This window comes from Rhizobium sp. NZLR1b, from assembly GCF_019685155.1.
GTDB lineage: Bacteria > Pseudomonadota > Alphaproteobacteria > Rhizobiales > Rhizobiaceae > Rhizobium.
Genome location: NZ_JABDWC010000002.1, coordinates 125,649 through 143,146, shown reverse-complemented (window position 1 = coordinate 143,146; position 17,498 = coordinate 125,649). Strand labels below are relative to the sequence as shown.

The following is a 17,498-nucleotide window of genomic DNA, read 5'->3' as shown; positions in this document are numbered from 1 at the left end:
CGGTTGAGCAATTTCGAAGGAACGTCGATGCGCAAAGCCCGCAGTGTCATCATCTGGGCCGTGGTTTCGCTCTGCATGATCGTGCTGATCACGCTGCCGGTCAACTTGCAGACCCAGCTGATCACCAGCATCACCGTCGTGACCGTCATGGCGCTGATCAAGATTTTGAAGGGTGAGGGGACGTGGCGCCTGGTGGCGCTCGCCTTCGGCACGTCGATCGTGCTGCGCTATGTCTACTGGCGCACCACCAATACGCTGCCGCCTCTGAACCAGCCCGAGAACTTCATTCCCGGCCTGCTGCTCTATCTTGCCGAAATGTACAGCGTTGCCATGCTGGCGCTCAGCCTGTTCATCGTCGCGACGCCGCTGCCGTCACGCCCCTCGCGTGCCGCCAATCCCGGGCGTTTGCCGCATGTCGATGTCTTTGTGCCATCCTACAACGAGGATGCTGGGCTTCTCGGAAACACGCTGGCTGCCGCCAAGGCCATGGATTATCCGGCCGAGAAGCTGCATGTCTGGCTGCTCGACGATGGCGGCACCCTGCAGAAGCGCAATTCCGGCAAGCTGCTCGAAGCCCAGGCCGCCGCCGCCCGCCATATCGAGCTGAAGAAGCTCTGCGAGGACCTCGACGTCAGCTATCTCACGCGCGACCGAAACGAGCACGCCAAGGCCGGCAATCTCAACAACGGCATGAAACACTCGACCGGCGAACTCATCGCCGTCTTCGATGCCGACCACGCGCCCGCCCGCGATTTCCTGCTCGAGACCGTCGGCTATTTCGAGGACGACCCGAAGCTCTTCCTTGTCCAGACCCCGCACTTCTTCATCAATCCCGATCCGCTGGAACGCAACCTGCGCACCTTCGACAAGATGCCGAGCGAGAACGAAATGTTCTACGGCATCATCCAGCGCGGCCTCGATAAATGGAACGCCGCCTTCTTCTGCGGCTCGGCCGCGGTCCTGAGCCGCAGGGCGCTCGACTCCCAGAACGGCTTTTCCGGCATCAGCATCACTGAAGATTGCGAGACGGCACTGGCGCTCCACGGCGCTGGCTGGAACAGCATCTATGTCGACAAGCCGCTGATCGCCGGCCTGCAGCCGGCCACTTTCGCGAGCTTCATCGGCCAGCGCAGCCGCTGGGCGCAGGGCATGATGCAGATCCTGCGCTTCCGCTTTCCGCTGCTGAAGCGAGGCCTGTCGATCCCGCAGCGCCTCTGCTACATGTCCTCCACGCTTTTTTGGCTCTTCCCGTTCCCGCGGACGATCTTCCTGTTTGCGCCGCTCTTCTATCTGTTCTTCGATCTGGAAATCTTCACCGCCTCCGGCGGCGAGTTCCTTGCCTATACGCTGGCCTATATGCTCGTGAATCTGATGATGCAGAACTACCTTTACGGGTCGTTCCGCTGGCCATGGATTTCGGAACTCTACGAATATGTCCAGACCGTGCATCTGCTGCCGGCAGTCATCTCCGTCATGCTCAATCCGAGGAAGCCGACCTTCAAGGTTACTGCCAAGGACGAATCGATCGCCGTCAGCCGCCTGTCGGAGATCAGCCGTCCGTTTTTCGTCATCTTTGCGGTGCAGATCGTCGCGCTCATCATTACCATCTACAGGATTTACGCCGAGCCCTATAAGGCCGACGTCACGCTGGTCGTCGGCGGCTGGAATCTCATCAACCTGATCATGGCCGGCTGCGCGCTCGGTGTTGTGTCGGAGCGCGGCGAGCGCGCCCTATCCCGCCGCGTCCGCGTCAACCGGCGCTGCGAATTCGGCGCCAACGGCAAGTGGTATACGGCCTCGATCGAGGACGTCTCCGTTCACGGCGCAAGGCTTCATATCTTCAACAAGAATCTCGACGACATGCTCGTCGGTGCCGTCGGCGAAATCCGCTTCCGGCCCTATAGCGGCGCGGATCTGGAGACTCTGCCGCTCATCGTTCGCAATATCGAGCCGTCGGGTGACATCAGCAATGTCGGCTGCCAGTACGTGCCGAAAAGCGCCCTCGATCATCGCCTGATCGCCGACCTGATGTTTGCCAATTCCGGCCAGTGGACCGAGTTTCAGGCCTCGCGCCGCCGCAATCCGGGCCTGATCCGCGGCACTATCTGGTTTCTCGGCCTGTCGTTCTACCAGACGAGCCGCGGCCTCGTTTACTTCTTCCGCAGCATGCGGCCGGAGCGGGAAGCCCAGCAGCAGGCGGCAAAGGTCAACGCCGGATGAGAATGATCGTCGCCGCCTCGCTTTTGCTGCTGAATGCCTCCGCCTTCGCCCAGGCGCAGACGGCACCCTTCGACATGTCCGGCGAGCGGCCGCCCGGTGCCGCCGTTACCCCGAGATTGACATCGCCGACCCCGCCGGCAGCGACCCAGCCGGCAACGGCCGTGCCCGCAGCGGCCGCGCCGGTTCCCGTCACGCCACCGGTGTCCGTACCACCGGCACCCGCAACCCAGGCTGCTCCTGCTCCTGTGCCTGCACCCGTCCCCCCGGCGATCGCCGTTCCGCCGCAGCCGACGGTGCCGGCGCCCCAGCCGGCCGCGGCGGCAAATGCCGCTCTGCCTCCGCGCTCCGGCGATGTCCGCCGCTATGTCGTGCCCTTTTCGAAACTGGGCCTCGGCGGCGAATATGACCGGCGGTCATGGACCGTCTATCTGACGCCGGAACAGGCGGCCGCCAAGGCGAGCTTCACCTTCGCCTACCAGAATTCGATCGTCGTTGCCCCTGAGGCCTCGGCGCTGACCGTCTATCTCAATAACCGCCCGATCGGCCAGCAGCGCATCGGCTCGGCGGACGGTTCGTTGAAAGTGACTTTCGAGGTTCCGCCCGGTCTGCTGCAGCCGGGCGCCAATCTCGTCACCTTCGAAGCCGCTCAGCGCCACCGCACCGATTGCAGCATCCAGTCCACCTATGAATTGTGGTCGAATGTCGATCCGGCCGGAACCTATCTGAGCTTTGCCGGCAGCGATGCCGCAGAGTCGGCGAGCGCCGACGCGATCCGCGCCATCGGTGTCGACGGCGCCGGCAAGACCGAGTTCGATATCGTCGTCCCGGCGCTGGAGCAGCCGGGAAGCACCAAGCCGCTGCTACGGCTGGCGCAGGGCCTCTCGGTGCTGAGCAGCATGCCGAACCAGATCTTTGCCTTCAGCACCGCTTCGCTTCCGGCCGGTGGACCGGGTAAGCTCAGCGTGCTCGTCGGCACCGCGGCGGAACTGCGGCCGCTCTTTCCCGGCCTGCCGCCCGGCGCCGAAAGCGCTGCACTCGCCGCCTTCGTCACCGATCCGCACAGCGGCTCGCCGGTGCTTCTGATCAGCGGCCCCTCCTGGCAGGCGGTTTCCTCGGCGATCGATATCATCGTTTCGCCGACGGACAGGTCTGCAGATGTTCGCCGCGACGTGCTGACCACCGAGCGCTGGAGCGCGCCGAACGCGCCGCTGGTTTTTTCCGACACGAGCATCGCTCTGTCTCAGCTCGGTGTGAAGACCACCGAATTCTCCGGCCGGCGGTTGCGGACCAGCTTCAATATCGCCGTGCCGGCTGACTTTTATGCCAATGCCTATGGCGAGGCGAAGGTGCTGCTCGACGCCGCCTATACCGATAACGTGCTGCCCGGCAGCCACATCGATATCTACGTCAATGACAACATCGCCTCCACCGTGCCGATCACCACGACCACCGGCGGCATTCTGCGTCATCTGCCGATCCGCGTGACGATGCGGCACTTCAAGCCCGGTCTCAATTCAGTGGCGATCGAGGCGATCCTGATGACCAAGGACGATGCGGCTTGCGCACCGGGCGCCACCGCCGCTGCCAATCCGCGCTTTGCCCTGTTCGATACCTCCGAGCTGCACATTCCGGATTTTGCCCGCGTCGGTCAGCGGCCGAATCTGGCCGCCATGGCCGGCACCGCCTATCCCTATGGCCGGGCTACCGAGCCGACGCCGCTGTTCATCGACCGCATCGATGCCGACACGCTTTCGGCCGCCGCAACCCTGCTTGGCCAGATGGCGATCACTGCCGGCCATCCGATCGCTGTCGAAAGCGTCGCCTCGCCGAATACGATCGGCGATCGCGATGCCATCTTCATCGGCTCCATCTCGCAAATGCCGGCAACCGCGCTGTCGCAGGCCAATATCTCCACCGCCAGCCAAGCCTCCTGGCGTCCCGTGACGGACGCGCAGACGGGCGCCGTCGATACCGGCACGGCTTTCGAGGAGTGGAATTCCAAGGTCAGCGGCGGTCTCCTGCACAACCGTATCACGGCCTTTCGTGAGTGGCTGTCGCGTAATTTCGACATCTCCCGCAATTCGCTGCAGTTTGTGCCCGGCGCCGAGGAAATCTTTACGCCGCCAAACGTCGCGACGCTGCTGGTTGCCCAGGGCTCCAGCCCCGCGGGAACGGGCTCATGGACCGTGGTGGCGGCGCCGTCGGCGAAGGATTTGCGTGAAGGGCTCGAGGTTCTGACCGCGCAGCTGAACTGGCCGCAGATATCAGGCCACATCACCACCTATTCGAGCAAGACGGGCAAGATCGAGACGCTGCCTGTCACCCGTTTCGATTTCGTGCCGTCGATGCCCTGGTCGATCGCCAACTACCGCCTGATCGCCGCCAACTGGCTATCGACGAATATCCTCTCCTACGCCTTCCTGCTGGTCATCTTCCTGCTGTTGATCGGCCTTACGACGTCGAGAATGCTCAAAAGACTGGGCCGGTCGAAATGAGAGGGTGGCGCGCGCTCCTGCTGGCAGCAACGGTCGCGCTCGCACCGAGCCCGTCCGTCGTCGCGCAGCAGGCGATGATCAATGCCGGCGCATGGTCGGCCTACAAGGCGAAGTTTCTCGATCCGACCGGCCGCATCGTCGATAACGGCAATGGCAATATCAGCCACAGCGAAGGCCAGGGCTACGGCCTGCTGCTCGCTTACCTCTCGGCAAGCCCCGCCGATTTCGAGCAGATCTGGTATTTTACCCGCACCGAGCTGCTGCTGCGCGACGACGGGCTGGCGGTTTGGAAATGGGATCCGAGCGTCAAGCCGCACGTGACCGACACCAACAATGCCACGGACGGCGACATGTTGATCGCCTATGCGCTGGCGCTGGCCGGCACGGCATGGAAGCGTGAAGACTATATCCTCGCCGCCTCCCGTATGGCGCAGGCGCTGCTTGCCGAAACCGTCGCCAGCTCGGAGGGTCGCACCTTGCTGATGCCCGGGACCGAAGGTTTTACCGGCAGCGACCGTGACGACGGCCCCGTCGTCAACCCGTCCTACTGGATTTATGAGGCCATCCCGGTGATGGCCGCGCTCGCTCCGTCGGATGCCTGGAAAAAACTGTCGGACGACGGCGTGGAGCTGTTGAAGACGATGCAGTTCGGCCCGCGCAAGCTTCCCGCCGAATGGGTGAGCCTGCACGATAAGCCGCGGCCGGCAGAGGGGTTCGACGCCGAATTCGGCTATAATGCCATCCGCATCCCGCTCTATCTCGCGCGTGGCGGCATCCCCGACAAGGCGCTGCTCATCCGCTTGCAAAAGGGGATGTCGCAAGACGGCGTTCCCGCCACCATCGATCTGACCACCGGCCGGCCGAAGACTGTGTTGCCGGACCCCGGTTATCGAATTGTTAACGATGTTGTGGCCTGTGTTGTCGATGGGACCAAGCTGCCGGGTTCGGCGCTGCAGTTTGCGCCCGCACTCTATTATCCGTCCACCCTTCAACTTCTCGGGCTGGCCTATATCGGGGAGAAGCATCCGGAGTGTCTGTGAAGTCTTCTCTCGTGGCGGTCTCAGCGGCAGTGATGGTGGCGACCGTCGTCACCGGACTGAAGGACCGTGCCGCTCTGCAGGAAAGGTTCGGCCTTGGTTCTGCCGGCAGGCCGGCGCCGGAGCTGATGATGATGGGCCGCATCAAGCCGACCGAGGTTGCCGGCAATTCCGAATTCAACGCGCAGCTCGTCGCCGACAAGATCGAGGCGATCACGTCTTCGCCGCCATTGGCATCGGATATGCCCGATCCGAATGCCGTCGCGCAGCAGCCTGCAGCACCGCAGCCTGCGGCGTCCCAACCTGCCACGCCTCAACCTGCTACGCCTCAGCCGGCCGCTCAGCTCGCGCCGGTCGCGCCCGCCATCGTGTCCGCGCCGCCGGCGGCGCAGCAGGCCGCCGCGCCGTCGCCGCCTGCCGTCGATGAAAGTGCGCTTCGTTATTTCGCCAGCCGCGGCGACAAGGTGCGCCTGCAGGCCGAGATCTCCCGACTTCAGGCACTCTACCCGACCTGGGTTCCGCCGGCCGATCCGCTCGCCGTGCCGCAGAATGGCGACAAACAGCTCGAGGCCATGTGGCAGCTTTATTCCGATGGCCGTTACGCCGAGCTGCGCAAGGCGGTCGCCGACCGTCAGGCCACCGATGCCGGATGGCAGCCGCCGGCCGATCTGCTCGACCGGCTCGACGTGGCCGAGGGCCGCGCCCGCCTCGTCAACGCTTCCGACCTCAAGCAATATGCGACGGTGGTCGATATCGCTGCGGCAACCCCGAGCCTGCTCACCTGCAGCGAGGTCGACGTCCTCTGGCGTGTCGCCGAAGCCTTCGTCCAGACGGAGAGGGTGCAGCGCGGCCAGGACGCCTATACTTACATCCTGAAGAGCTGCGCCAATCCGGCCGAACGGCTGGCGACCGTCGAAAAGGCCTCGACATTGCTTGCCTACCAGCCAATGCAGGCGCTGCTCGCGCTCGAAAGCCCTGCGAACGACGGCAGCAGGGAGTTCGACGCGATCCGCGACAATCTCGCCCGACGCTTCATGGCCGAAGGCAATGACGATCCGAAGCTCGCCATCACGCCCGATTACGTCGCCCGTGTCGAAAAGCTCGCCGGAACTGAGGGGCTTGCGTCGGATGCGCTGCTGCTCGGCTGGCACCAGCTTCGCCGCAACAATGATGCCGATGCAGAGAAGTGGTTCCGCGCCGCCCGTGCCAAGGAGGATACGGCCGCCGCTTCGCAAGGGCTGGCGCTGGCGCTGATCGCCCGCAAGGCGCCTCAGGAGGCCGAGGATGTGATGTTCCGCTGGCGCGCCGATTCCGATGATGCGACAGCAACCTATCTGGCCGCCACCGCCAACCTGATCGCGTTGCAGCCGCCGGCCGATCTCGCCGAAGATGTGCTGCATCGCATCGCCGCCGAGGTCATTGCCCGGAAATATGTGCCGACGGCGCAGCAGTTCGGCTGGTATGCCCGCTCGCTCAACCAGTTCCAGACCGCCGCACGCTGGTTCGAAACCGCGCTTGCCTGGAAACCCGATGACGAGCCATCCGCCTATGGCCTCGTCGTCACCCGCGACCAGCTGAACGACCGCAAGGGCGTGCTCGACATCCAGCATGCCTGGGCCGGCCGGTCGACCCGGATCACCAATCTCGAAGACACCTCGTCGCTGACCCCGAACGGCGGCACGCAGCCCGGGCAGGCAAAGCTTGCCCCGCAGCAGCCGGTTCAGCCGACGCAGCGCCCGGCTGCAGCCGAGCCGCTTTCGGCCGAGCGGCCGGCGGCACAGCAGCCCGGGCCGGAGGTCGCCGTTCGCACGGCGAGGCCGGCGATGCAGACGGTGACCGTTGAGCGCGGTGCGCGCCAGCCACGCGGCTGCTCGACGACTGTAGATGCAGGGCAGCTCAGCCCGGCAAACGCGCTGTCGCGCGGCTGGTGCCTGATGGATATCGACCGACCGATGGAGGCGATCTCCGCCTTCGAGATCGCACTGCAGAGCCCGATCCGCAAGGACCGTGAAGACGCAGCCTATGGCCAGAGCCTTGCCTATCTGCGTGCCGGCCTCTCCAGCAATGCCGCCGTTGCTGCCACCAAGGCGCCGCAGAACCGCCAGCGCGCCGCCGAGCTTCAGGTGGCGATCCTCGCCGACCGTGCGCTTTCGGCCTTCGACGCCGGGCGTTATCGCGAAACCCTCATCTATCTCGATCAGCGCGCCCAGCTGCAGCAGGAGCGCATCGACCTGATGGTCTTGCGCGGCTACAGCTATTTCAATTTGAAAATGTACGGCGACGCGACGCGTATCTTCGAAGCCGCCGCCGCGACCGGCAACCGCGACGCCACCCGTGGTCTGGCCGACGTTCGCAGCGTCACCCATCCCGAAGTCAACGACTGACGTTGACGCCGCCACCGCTCTCCGCTACTCGCCTGCTTGGGGGCCGCCCCCGGCCTCCCGCGCCCCAAGGAAACGCCCGTGCCCGCTCTCCGTGACATCCTCGACAGGTCATATGACGCCTTCCTCTTCGATATGGACGGAACGCTGCTGAATTCGATCGCCGTCGTCGAACGGGTCTGGAGCGACTGGGCAAGACGCCACGGCTTCGAACCGGAGGTTTTGCTGAAGACGATTCACGGCATCCGCGCCTCCGACGTTATCCGGGGGCTCGGCCTCCCAGGCGTCGATCCGGCCCATGAGGCGGACCTGCTGCTCGCCGAGGAGATGGAAGATGTCTCGGGCATCGTCGAGATCCCCGGCGCCATCCGCTTCCTCTCCGCCATCGCCAATGGAAAATGGGCAATCGTCACCTCGGCGCCGATCGAGCTCGCCAGGCGGCGAATGGCGGCCGCCGGCATCCCGATGCCGAGGGTCATCGTCAGCGGCAAGGAGGTCAAATCCGGCAAGCCCAGCCCCGAAGGTTATCTGCTTGGCGCCAGCCGCCTCGGCGTCGATCCCGCGAGATGCCTGGTCTTCGAAGATGCCGTCGCCGGCATTCTCGCCGGCGAGGCCGCCGGCGCCGATGTCACCGTCATCACGCAAACCCACGCCACGCCCTTCGAAACACCACATTTTTCGATCGCCAACTACCAGGCATGGCAGCCCCGCCAAACCGCCGAAGGCCGGCTGACGCTCACCGCGATCTGACCATTCCGACAAACCGCCTCCTTTTTGTTGGGGGCAAGGTTTTTCCGCTTGCATTGCACGCGCTGAAAAACTAAACGAAACAAGCCGTTTCGGCAGGTCGGGGCGTAGCGCAGCCCGGTAGCGCACTTGACTGGGGGTCAAGGGGTCGCAGGTTCAAGTCCTGTCGCCCCGACCATTTATCCCCTTGAAATCCCAGTCACAATGTCAATTTTCGTTGCCTTGCTAGAGGCGGAAACGGGACGTAGCGTTGGCAAGTATGCTGAAACGGGAACCGGAAATCCCGAAAAAGTCCCCAACGAAAATTTTATCTGTTCATGCTATTTGCCCGCCCGTGCGCCGCCCCTGCAGGGGCGGGGGCTTGCGATTGGCCCTCAGTGCGGTTTCTGAGCGATCGCAATCATCGATTTCGCCAGGAGCGGAATCCTCCCGACATATTCGAAATCGACGTCTTCGAAACCTGTTTCATGCAGGAGGGTGCTCAGCGTTTCCGGAGACCAGAATTTGATATGGCCGTGATTCTTGAGAGGCATGAAATGGTCATCCATCTTGCCGCTCACGGCCAAGGCCAGATTTTTCCAGTAACCATGAAACGGCGTCGACATGACCGCGATGCCGCCCGGCTTCACCAGATCGTACATGGTGGCCGAGAAAGTCTTGGGATCATAAACGTGCTCCACGACCTCAAGGCTTATCACCGCATCGAAGGTCCCATACCGGCTGGAAAGATCTTCGTAACCGGAGCCAATTTCCAGCGGAAGATCGGGGTGGGCCGTTCTCGCTTTGGCAATTCCGTCCTCGGATGGATCGACACCGATGACATCATAACCCTTTCCCGCAAGCACGGCTGCAGCACCGCCGGCACCACAGCCGAGGTCGAAGACCGACGTTTCGTTTGCCTGCTGGAAACTGTTCTCGAGAACATCGACAACGGCTGGCAAAATGTAAGAATGGGCGGTCGCCGGCTTGGCGTGTACATAGGTCGTCGCGTCTAGTTCGATAGACATTTTAACTCCTGAAGATGTGAGCCCGCCAACACAATAATACGCAACGCAATCGTACGGCGGACTTTGACGGCAGTGTGGTGTCGTTGTGGTATTAACGTGATTAGCGCCGAAGGCGCTCCTGGCAGCTGGTGCCGCCGGTCGATTTGCGGTGCCGATCATGACGCAGATCCCCAGCTGTTGATCGGCCGTTAGACCAAGGTCGCCTTCGTCTCAGGGACGGTTGATCGACAGGGTAGCAAAGAGATGCAGAGAACGTGCCGCAATTCAGCTTGTCCCATCGCAGGTCAAAAACAATCGCTAATTCGACGGCGGCCTTGTAGCTATTTAAAGTAAACAATGCAGGAAATACCCTTAACGGCTGTGATTCTAAATAAATAATTCGGTTTCTTTAGGGATAACTCAGTTAGATGGGGCTTGAAGTTTGCATTTTGCTAAGATTATACACAAGTTAAATTCGAATTATCCAATTTGAATTTAAAAAAGACGAAAGCTCTTCGCATTCGTGCAAATACGTGTAGATTAACAGCGTCCCTGTCACAACGAGCCTGATGCGAGCGCATGGCGGATATGAAACAGAATTTAACTTGCAGGCAAGCCCTCGCCAGTGCGTTCCAGGCCCTGACAGACGAGGCCGTGAAAGCCGGCTGGTCGGAGGGCGATGTCGCACTTGCGCTTGCGGAAATTGCCGAGGAGCGTGTGATCGAGGTAACCGCCAAGGTGATCATGGAAGGCTCCATTCACCCCCAGTTCGCCGCCGCTGGCCGCCACACCGGCTAATCTCACAACAACAATCCCGCCGTCTTCGCCGCAGTGATGAAGGAAGCCTGTGCTGTGCGCGGGCTGCGCAGCCCGTCGAGTGCATCCAGGCAATGCTGGCGCGCAATGCGATAATGGCGCCCACGCTTACTTGGCCATTGTTTGAGATATTCGACGGCTTCCCAGACGGTGGAAACGATCAGGCTGCTATCTGGGGCAAAAATTTGTTCCCTGATTTTGTTCCGTGGAAATTTGCGTAGTTGCTAAAGTTCAAGCCGTCGCGCATAATCATTTTGCTGGTTGCGGAGGGCGGCCGGCAATGCAAGCGTGAATGCGTTTGCCCTCGGAGGAAATGCGGCGTGATGTTGCGATCATCAATCCATCCGCATGATTTACCGTTGTTTTCGGAAGATCTCGATCTGCTGTCGCAAGTGCTCGACAAGGTCTGCGAGGACCGCGGTCTTGTCAGGACGACGCCCGAAGCCGAGCGGATCGGTGCGGTCATCATTCAGCTCTACAGGCAGGGCGTCAAGGACGGCGGCAAGCTCGCCGATCTGGCCAAGACCTATCTCTGACGCTCAGTTCTGCTCGATCGAGACACCGTTCTTGCCGATGCTCATCTCGATCCCCTGCGGCTTGCTCTCCTCACGGTAGATATAAGCGCCGAGGCCGATAACGGCGACGACGAGAACGCCGATGATGACGTAGAGACCATTGCTGCGGTTCAACTGACTGCCCCTCAATATCCTTTAGGACAGCGGAAACGGCCGAACGCCTATTTGGTTCCATTAATGCAGATCGCCGGGAAGTGTGCAGCGGTTCCCGGATAACGACATGCATAAAAACAAGGAGCTAAAGCGCGTCGTATGAATCAAGTTAACTGCGACGCGCTTTAGAATAGCGATTTTAAGCCGCGTCGGCCTAATTCTGAAGGCCCATTCTAAATTGAAGAGTTAGAACACGATGCTGTCCGAAAACCGCGCAGTTTTCGGCACCATGCGCTAATCGTCATTGGCGGCGTTGAGGTTCTCCGGCCGGATACCGTCGTCGCTGGACGTACGTGCGCGCAATCGAATGCCGGGGCCGCCTTCATCCTGGTTGCCGCTGGACAGGAAGATGATGCCCTGCGCCTCGAGCGTGCTGCGAACATCAAACAGCGCGTGCGGCTCGCCCGCAAATTCGCCATTTTCCAGCGCCGCTACGGTCTCGATCGGCAAGCCACTTGCGGCGGCGAGCTCTTCGATACTCATTCCGATCATCGCCCGCGCGCCACGTATCTGTGTTGCTGTTATCATACCGCAAAATCTAGCGCATTCACCGTAGTTCTCAAGTGGCGCGAGCCGATCATGCGTCCTTCAATTTTACACCAAATAGATCGTCGTGCATGCGCTCGACCGCGACCCCCATTCCTCCCATCAGCGCGGCGCGGTTCCCAAAGCGGCTGATTTCGATGCGCGGCGGATAAGGCGTGCAACGCGGCAGGAAACCCCGGATCGCATTTACAAGTTCGGGTCTTGCACCGATGCTGCCGCCGGTGATCACCAGTTCAGGATCAAGCGTTGCTCCGATGGCCGCAATGGCGACTGCGACCAGCCTTGCCGTCTCTTCAATTGCCGCCACGGCGCTTGTCTCTCCCGCATTGAAGGCGGCGAAGAGGTCGGCCACGGTGGATGCGTTGCGCCCGCCGAAACCCGTGTAGCGACGAAGCATCGCGACACTGCCGACCGCGCTCTCAAATGTTCCAAGCGTAAACCCGCCAGGATCGAAAGCGTCTCCGCCGATCGGGAGATAGGCGATTTCGCCGGCCGCGCCACGCGCGCCGCGCAGCAGAGCACCATTGGCGATAATGCCCATGCCGACGCCGGTTCCGAGAGCGATGAAAGCAAAATTGCCGGTCTCGACACCGTGTCCCCGCCATCGCTCCCCTTGCGCCGCCAGGTTGACATCGTTTTCGACGATCACCGGCACGCCCATCCTATCGCTGAAGACCTGCCACAGATTCATGGCGTCGATGCCGGGAATGTTCGGTGCCACATTGATATGGCCGGTGGCGGGATCGAGCACGCCGGGACTGCCCAGAACGACGAGACGGAGCTTGTCGGCGGTCGTTCCGACAGCAAGCGCCAGTTCAACGATCACATCGCTGAACTGATTGACGAGATGCATTCCGCCCCGTGGGTCGGTGGCCACTTTGGTTTCGGCGACGACGTTGCCCAACAGATCGCAGATCGCCGCAGCAATCTTGGTGCCACCGAGATCGATGGAGACAGCCAGTCCTGCTCGTGCATTGATTTCATAGATGATCGCATTCCGGCCGGGTCGACCGTCGGTCTGTCCGATCGGTTTCAGCCAACCATCATCTTCAAGGTCGCGCACGACATCGGAAATCGTCTGTTTTGACAAGCCGGTCAGCTTGGCAATATCGGCGCGGGAGATCGACCCGCTGGCCAACACGGTGCGGATCACGGCATTGGTTGAAATTTTTCGTGCGATTGGAGTCTGTACGACAGAAGAGGTCATTGCTATCCGGCCAGCTCGTTGCAATTAGTTCGGAGCACATACTTAATTAGCACGATATTGGCTTTCCAATATCGCGAAAGGCGAGATCTGAAGCTCTATCTGATCATCTCTACCGGTTTTCAGTACACTACAGCTCTCTCTTTGTCTACGTCCTTGACAAACGGAAGGCTACCTGTAGGCTGGGATCAATTGCGGGGATTGCCAATGATAAAGCCCTCGACTGATGGACAGCTTTTCGCCGAAGAGGGCGTTTTATTGCCTGTAATGGCGCCACGCCTTCAGGCGGATGTTCATCCGGATGGATACGCTGATCTTGCTCTCTGGGGCGCCGGCAGTCTGGGGCGTGTGAGATTTTCTGCCGTCGGGGGGCCTTATACCTATGCCCCGAACCGAATGGTCTGCGAACATGGCGGCGTATTCGTCGCGCAGTCGCTGCCGGTGATGTTGATCAGAGGCGTGCGTCTCCAGGGTGTATATCCGGCGCGCCGTTGCGCCTGGTGGCATGAGCCGGATGAACAAGGCGCAAGCGCGAGGCTCACTCGGACCGATCATCGGCGAATTTTCGAAATGGGCTGGGGTGTGCTCATCGTGGACGCTCTCGGCTCGGATCTTCGGATTGCCGTCGGCGCATCGAGAGGCGAAGCCGAGAAAGCTCTCAGCCTCACCAGCCAGGCCATCATTACGGAAGCCGCTGAATATGTTGCACGTTGTGATCTGACGCCCGACGCCGACGCGCTGATGCGCAGCATGGTCAGCCAGGGGATACATGCCGCCCTTTCCAGCATCAGACGTGATGAACACGGCGCCTTCGCTGGTCTTGCCGCAGGGCAGGCCTATAGTGCTCCGGCGCGGACCTATTACCGCGATGGCTATTGGACGATGCAGCCTCTTCTGACGCTTGCGCCGGAGGCGGTGCGCGACGAGATCCGGCTGCTCGCCAAGGGGGTCCAGCCGGATGGAGAAGCTCCAAGCGGCGTAATCTTGACCGGGCCTGCGCAGTCAGAGGCTTGGCAGCGCTTTGTCGCCGACAGCAAGGCCAATCCCAAAACCCACAAGAGGGCGGTTCCGGAGTACCACAACCGTCCGCAAGATTGGTGGAGCGACCACTTCGACAGCCCGCTCTTCTTTATTCTTTTCATTGACGACTATTTCAGCGCAACGAAAGATACAGCCGAGGTGCAACGGCACTGGCCGATCGTCAAGGCAATCGTGGAGCGTTATCTCAGCATGGCCGGTCCTGGCAGCGTTCTGCCGCTGAAGCCGCGCAACGACCGAGACTGGGCGGACAACGTCTATCGTGAGGGTCTGGTCTCTTACGATCTGGGTCTTTTCGTAGGCGCCATGGACGCGGTGGCAAGGCTTGGAGACAGTCTCGATCCGACGCTTGCCGAACGCGCACGCAAGACCGTAAATCTTGCCCGCGAAGAAATCGAAGCCAAGCTCTATGTGCCGACAACGGGAGGATATGTCGACTATGGAACGCCTGGCGCTTTTGTCGAGGATCATCTGGCTCTCGACAGCCTGACCTTGTCGCGATTTGCTGCGATTTCCGGGCAGAAGGCGGTTGGCTTGCTGAGAGCATTTGAAACGAGACTCGAAACGCGCAACAATCAGGAGCAGCCCTATGGCAGCTGGGGTGTGATGTGCGCCTATCCGCCATTCAAACGGCCAAGCGATCTGCGATCCAAGACGGCTTTTCCCTACCGCTACCATAACGGCTCGGACTGGCCGTATTGGGATGGCGCCTATGCCGAAGAACGCCTTCGCCACGGACTTGGCGGTGCGCGCTATGCACTGACACGCTGGTGGGAAACCTGCCTCGAGAATGGCTGGATCGGTGCGGTGGAATATTTCTCCCCGCCTTACGGGCGCGGCTCCCTGCTTCAGGGCTGGAGTGCCATGCCGGCGGCAGTTGTTTTAAAATACGGGCTTGACGCCGCAAATGCGGAGCCAATCTCATGAGCATGACGGCTCGCTCGGTTCTAAAGCAATTCCAGCAAAAGCGTGCAGCGGTTTTGCGGGGAAAAGCGCGACCCGGTTTGGCCAGGGAATTGCGTGAAAATAACGAGCTAGAGCATTTTCGTGATTCGAAGAAAAACGGAAATGCTCTAGTCGGATCCCTCATCGATCCGCATGGCGAAGGCGACGGAACCGTCCCGTTCGAGTTCGGAAAAACCAAGATGACGGTAGAAACCTCTGGCGCGTTCGTTGTTTGGATCGACCCCGAGATGCACAGCCTTTACCCCGTGATTGCGAAGCGCCTGAAGCTCGGTGCTGATCATCCTGCGCCCCCAGCCGCCTGCCTGAAGTCCGGGAAGAATGTTGATGTGAAGATGCGCGGGATAATCGTTTTGAAGCCACGTCGTTCCGCTTCGCGGATTTTGAATTCGCTCGATCACATCGGCGTCGCGCGGATGGCTGGGTGTCAGTCCGGCGATCTCTCGGCGGACGAACGGCCACCAGTGTGTCGCCAAGTCTTTGTCGAACCCGCCGGTATCGGCCGCTCCGACGACATAGCCGACCGGCCGGTCGCCCTGAACGAGAACAAAGGCAAGGTCTCTGGCAAACTTGAGATAGGGTACCGACCAGATGTAACCGGGCAGATGCGGGTCGCTATAAAGCGCGCTGGCATCCTCGCCGCCATTGGCGGTTTTCAGGCAGATGTCGAAAAGAGCTTCGACATCCGCTTCAATCGCCGGGCGGATGAAGCAGTTGCTGTCCATACCTTTGCCACCTCCTGCGTGGCGCTTTGTCATTGTAGGTCGCGAGAGAGACTCATGCATTGACGATTACCTCAGATTCGCAGGCCCGGCAAAGGTCTGGAAGGAAACGTTCGGCCGGTGCCAGGCGCAAGGCTCGGATGGGGAGTGGAGAATAAACCAAGTGAGGTGGAGCAGATGAATAGAACCGTGAAATCGATCAGCATACTGCCGGCATACCGATTGAAAGCAGCCGTCGCGCTTGCAGGCGCGGCGCTTATGAGTTTCGGCCTTTCCGCGGCCCGCGCCGACGATCTGGCTGTGTGGGATGACCAAACCTTCGAAGGCCAGAGCGCGGTTATCGAGCAACTGAATAAGGAGTTCGAAGCCGCCCATCCCGGTGTAACGATCAAACGCACCGCCCGCACCTTCGATGACATGAAGCTGACGCTGAAGCTTGCGGTTTCGGCAGGGGATGGCCCTGTCATCACCAAGGTCAACCAGGGCGCCGGCGACATGGGCGCGATGATCAAGGAAGGTTTGCTCCTGCCGGTTGACGAGTACATCAAGACATATGGCTGGGATAAGCGGCAGTCGGATTCCGTGCTTGCTCGAGACCGCTGGGATGGGCCAAAATTCGGGGTCGGCAAGACCTACGGCATATCGGGTCTCGGCGAGATCGTTGGCCTCTACTACAACAAGAAGATCCTCGACGACGCAGGCGTTAAACTGCCGCAGTCCTTCGAGGAGCTTTTGGCTGATCTTGATAAGCTGAAGGAAAAAGGCGTCGCGCCCTTCATGATGGGCTCGGCAAAGCAGCATCTCGCCCTGCACATGATCGGTGCCATCGATCAAGCGCATATCGACGCGGCCAATCGCGGCGAACTTGATGACCTGATTTACGGCAAGGGCGGTTCCTGGAACACCAAGGGCAATATCGAATCCGCCAAACTCGTGCAGAGTTGGGCACAGGGAGGCTATTTCTATCCTGGTTTCGAGGGCATCTCGGGTGACGACGCCGTCCAGCTCTTCATTTCCGGGCAGGGCGCGTTCCTGATCTCCGGGACCTGGTATTTCGGCGACATGCAAAACAATCCGGATATCGGCTTCATGGCCATTCCCGCTCCGAAGGGCATTTCCAAGCCCATGAGTGTCGGAGGCGTGGATCTTGCCTGGGCGATAACGAGCCTTGCCAAAGACAAGACAAAGCAGGACTTGGCCGGCGAGTATATCGACTACATGGTTTCGGAAAAGGCCGCTGAAAGCTGGGCCAATGCCGGCTACCTTCCCGCAACATCGCTCCCGGCGGATGCAAAGCCCAAGCTCACGCCGCTCCTGACCTCTGGCATCGAGATGTGGAAAACACTCAATGCCAACGATGCACTCGGCCATTACCCCGATTGGTCAAGCCCGACGATGCTGAAGACGATAGACGACAACACGCCACTTCTCTTGTCCGGCAAGATCACGCCCGAAGCCTTTGTCGATGCCATGGACAAGGATTATCAGGCGTACTTGAAGGATAAGAAATAAGGAGCACGGACGCTGGTCGTGATCGCCAGCTCGGTGGTCACGACCGCCAGCTCGGCGGTCCAACCGGCGTCCCGTTCGCCACGTTAAAATGAGCGCTGCGAGT

15 protein-coding genes and 1 tRNA gene are annotated in these 17,498 nt (G+C 60.9%); 10 read left to right on the top strand and 6 right to left on the bottom strand.

Features of this window, described 5'->3' with window-relative positions:
- Positions 1–27 precede the first annotated feature (27 nt).
- From bcsA to HJB84_RS02905, 6 genes are all read left to right on the top strand, one after another.
- Complete coding sequence (bcsA, locus tag HJB84_RS02930; protein ID WP_207583744.1) at positions 28–2,220, top strand: UDP-forming cellulose synthase catalytic subunit; 2,193 nt, start codon at positions 28–30, stop codon at positions 2,218–2,220.
- Positions 2,217–4,715, top strand: a complete 2,499-nt coding sequence (locus HJB84_RS02925) for a cellulose biosynthesis cyclic di-GMP-binding regulatory protein BcsB (protein ID WP_221115240.1) — start codon at positions 2,217–2,219, stop codon at positions 4,713–4,715. The genes bcsA and HJB84_RS02925 overlap by 4 nt, the downstream gene beginning before the upstream one ends.
- Positions 4,712–5,755, top strand: a complete 1,044-nt coding sequence (locus HJB84_RS02920) for a glycosyl hydrolase family 8 (protein ID WP_207583746.1) — start codon at positions 4,712–4,714, stop codon at positions 5,753–5,755. The genes HJB84_RS02925 and HJB84_RS02920 overlap by 4 nt, the downstream gene beginning before the upstream one ends.
- Positions 5,752–8,136, top strand: coding sequence for a cellulose synthase (locus tag HJB84_RS02915; RefSeq protein ID WP_221115239.1), 2,385 nt, complete (start codon positions 5,752–5,754; stop codon positions 8,134–8,136). Before HJB84_RS02920 ends, HJB84_RS02915 begins: the two co-directional genes overlap by 4 nt.
- Positions 8,137–8,214: 78 nt before the next feature.
- Positions 8,215–8,883, top strand: coding sequence for an HAD family hydrolase (locus HJB84_RS02910; protein ID WP_221115238.1), 669 nt, complete (start codon positions 8,215–8,217; stop codon positions 8,881–8,883).
- A gap of 98 nt (positions 8,884–8,981) precedes the next feature.
- A tRNA-Pro gene (locus HJB84_RS02905) sits at positions 8,982–9,058 on the top strand.
- A 196-nt stretch (positions 9,059–9,254) separates the two neighbouring features.
- On the opposite strand, the gene HJB84_RS02900 is transcribed toward HJB84_RS02905, so the two are convergent.
- Positions 9,255–9,887, bottom strand: coding sequence for a bifunctional 2-polyprenyl-6-hydroxyphenol methylase/3-demethylubiquinol 3-O-methyltransferase UbiG (locus HJB84_RS02900; RefSeq protein ID WP_207584283.1), 633 nt, complete (start codon positions 9,885–9,887; stop codon positions 9,255–9,257).
- 558 nt (positions 9,888–10,445) lie between these two features.
- Here HJB84_RS02900 and HJB84_RS02895 point away from each other — a divergent pair.
- Complete coding sequence (locus HJB84_RS02895; RefSeq protein WP_207583749.1) at positions 10,446–10,664, top strand: hypothetical protein; 219 nt, start codon at positions 10,446–10,448, stop codon at positions 10,662–10,664.
- A 2-nt stretch (positions 10,665–10,666) separates the two neighbouring features.
- Here the strand turns inward: HJB84_RS02895 and HJB84_RS02890 are convergent, their stop codons facing one another.
- Positions 10,667–10,879 carry a DUF982 domain-containing protein gene (locus tag HJB84_RS02890; RefSeq protein ID WP_221115366.1) on the bottom strand — a complete coding sequence of 71 codons (213 nt, stop codon included), beginning with the start codon at positions 10,877–10,879 and terminating at the stop codon, positions 10,667–10,669.
- A gap of 126 nt (positions 10,880–11,005) precedes the next feature.
- Between HJB84_RS02890 and HJB84_RS02885 the strand changes: the two genes are divergently transcribed.
- Positions 11,006–11,218, top strand: coding sequence for a hypothetical protein (locus tag HJB84_RS02885; RefSeq protein WP_207583750.1), 213 nt, complete (start codon positions 11,006–11,008; stop codon positions 11,216–11,218).
- Between the two features lie 3 nt (positions 11,219–11,221).
- On the opposite strand, the gene HJB84_RS02880 is transcribed toward HJB84_RS02885, so the two are convergent.
- The 3 genes from HJB84_RS02880 to HJB84_RS02870 form a co-directional block, all read right to left on the bottom strand.
- Complete coding sequence (locus tag HJB84_RS02880) at positions 11,222–11,371, bottom strand: hypothetical protein (RefSeq protein ID WP_207583751.1); 150 nt, start codon at positions 11,369–11,371, stop codon at positions 11,222–11,224.
- A 273-nt stretch (positions 11,372–11,644) separates the two neighbouring features.
- Positions 11,645–11,938, bottom strand: a complete 294-nt coding sequence (locus HJB84_RS02875; RefSeq protein ID WP_207583752.1) for a RodZ family helix-turn-helix domain-containing protein — start codon at positions 11,936–11,938, stop codon at positions 11,645–11,647.
- Between the two features lie 49 nt (positions 11,939–11,987).
- Positions 11,988–13,169 carry an ROK family transcriptional regulator gene (locus tag HJB84_RS02870; RefSeq protein ID WP_207584285.1) on the bottom strand — a complete coding sequence of 394 codons (1,182 nt, stop codon included), beginning with the start codon at positions 13,167–13,169 and terminating at the stop codon, positions 11,988–11,990.
- 198 nt (positions 13,170–13,367) lie between these two features.
- Here HJB84_RS02870 and HJB84_RS02865 point away from each other — a divergent pair, with 198 nt between their 5' ends.
- Complete coding sequence (locus HJB84_RS02865) at positions 13,368–15,125, top strand: glycogen debranching protein (protein WP_207583753.1); 1,758 nt, start codon at positions 13,368–13,370, stop codon at positions 15,123–15,125.
- Between the two features lie 146 nt (positions 15,126–15,271).
- On the opposite strand, the gene HJB84_RS02860 is transcribed toward HJB84_RS02865, so the two are convergent.
- Positions 15,272–15,886, bottom strand: a complete 615-nt coding sequence (locus HJB84_RS02860) for a GNAT family N-acetyltransferase (protein WP_207583754.1) — start codon at positions 15,884–15,886, stop codon at positions 15,272–15,274.
- Positions 15,887–16,060: 174 nt separating this feature from the next.
- On the opposite strand from HJB84_RS02860, the gene HJB84_RS02855 reads away from it, so the two are divergent.
- Complete coding sequence (locus tag HJB84_RS02855) at positions 16,061–17,395, top strand: extracellular solute-binding protein (RefSeq protein WP_207583755.1); 1,335 nt, start codon at positions 16,061–16,063, stop codon at positions 17,393–17,395.
- Positions 17,396–17,498: the final 103 nt, after the last annotated feature.

Bases quoted from the DNA above. Each gene is read 5' to 3' on its own strand.
- bcsA (WP_207583744.1), top strand. From the start codon at position 28: ATGCGCAAAGCCCGCAGTGTCATCATCTGGGCCGTGGTTTCGCTCTGC.
- HJB84_RS02925 (WP_221115240.1), top strand. From the start codon at position 2,217: ATGAGAATGATCGTCGCCGCCTCGCTTTTGCTGCTGAATGCCTCCGCC.
- HJB84_RS02920 (WP_207583746.1), top strand. From the start codon at position 4,712: ATGAGAGGGTGGCGCGCGCTCCTGCTGGCAGCAACGGTCGCGCTCGCA.
- HJB84_RS02900 (WP_207584283.1), bottom strand. From the start codon at position 9,887: ATGTCTATCGAACTAGACGCGACGACCTATGTACACGCCAAGCCGGCG.
- HJB84_RS02895 (WP_207583749.1), top strand. From the start codon at position 10,446: ATGGCGGATATGAAACAGAATTTAACTTGCAGGCAAGCCCTCGCCAGT.
- HJB84_RS02885 (WP_207583750.1), top strand. From the start codon at position 11,006: ATGTTGCGATCATCAATCCATCCGCATGATTTACCGTTGTTTTCGGAA.
- HJB84_RS02875 (WP_207583752.1), bottom strand. From the start codon at position 11,938: ATGATAACAGCAACACAGATACGTGGCGCGCGGGCGATGATCGGAATG.
- HJB84_RS02865 (WP_207583753.1), top strand. From the start codon at position 13,368: ATGATAAAGCCCTCGACTGATGGACAGCTTTTCGCCGAAGAGGGCGTT.
- HJB84_RS02860 (WP_207583754.1), bottom strand. From the start codon at position 15,886: ATGGACAGCAACTGCTTCATCCGCCCGGCGATTGAAGCGGATGTCGAA.
- HJB84_RS02855 (WP_207583755.1), top strand. From the start codon at position 16,061: ATGAATAGAACCGTGAAATCGATCAGCATACTGCCGGCATACCGATTG.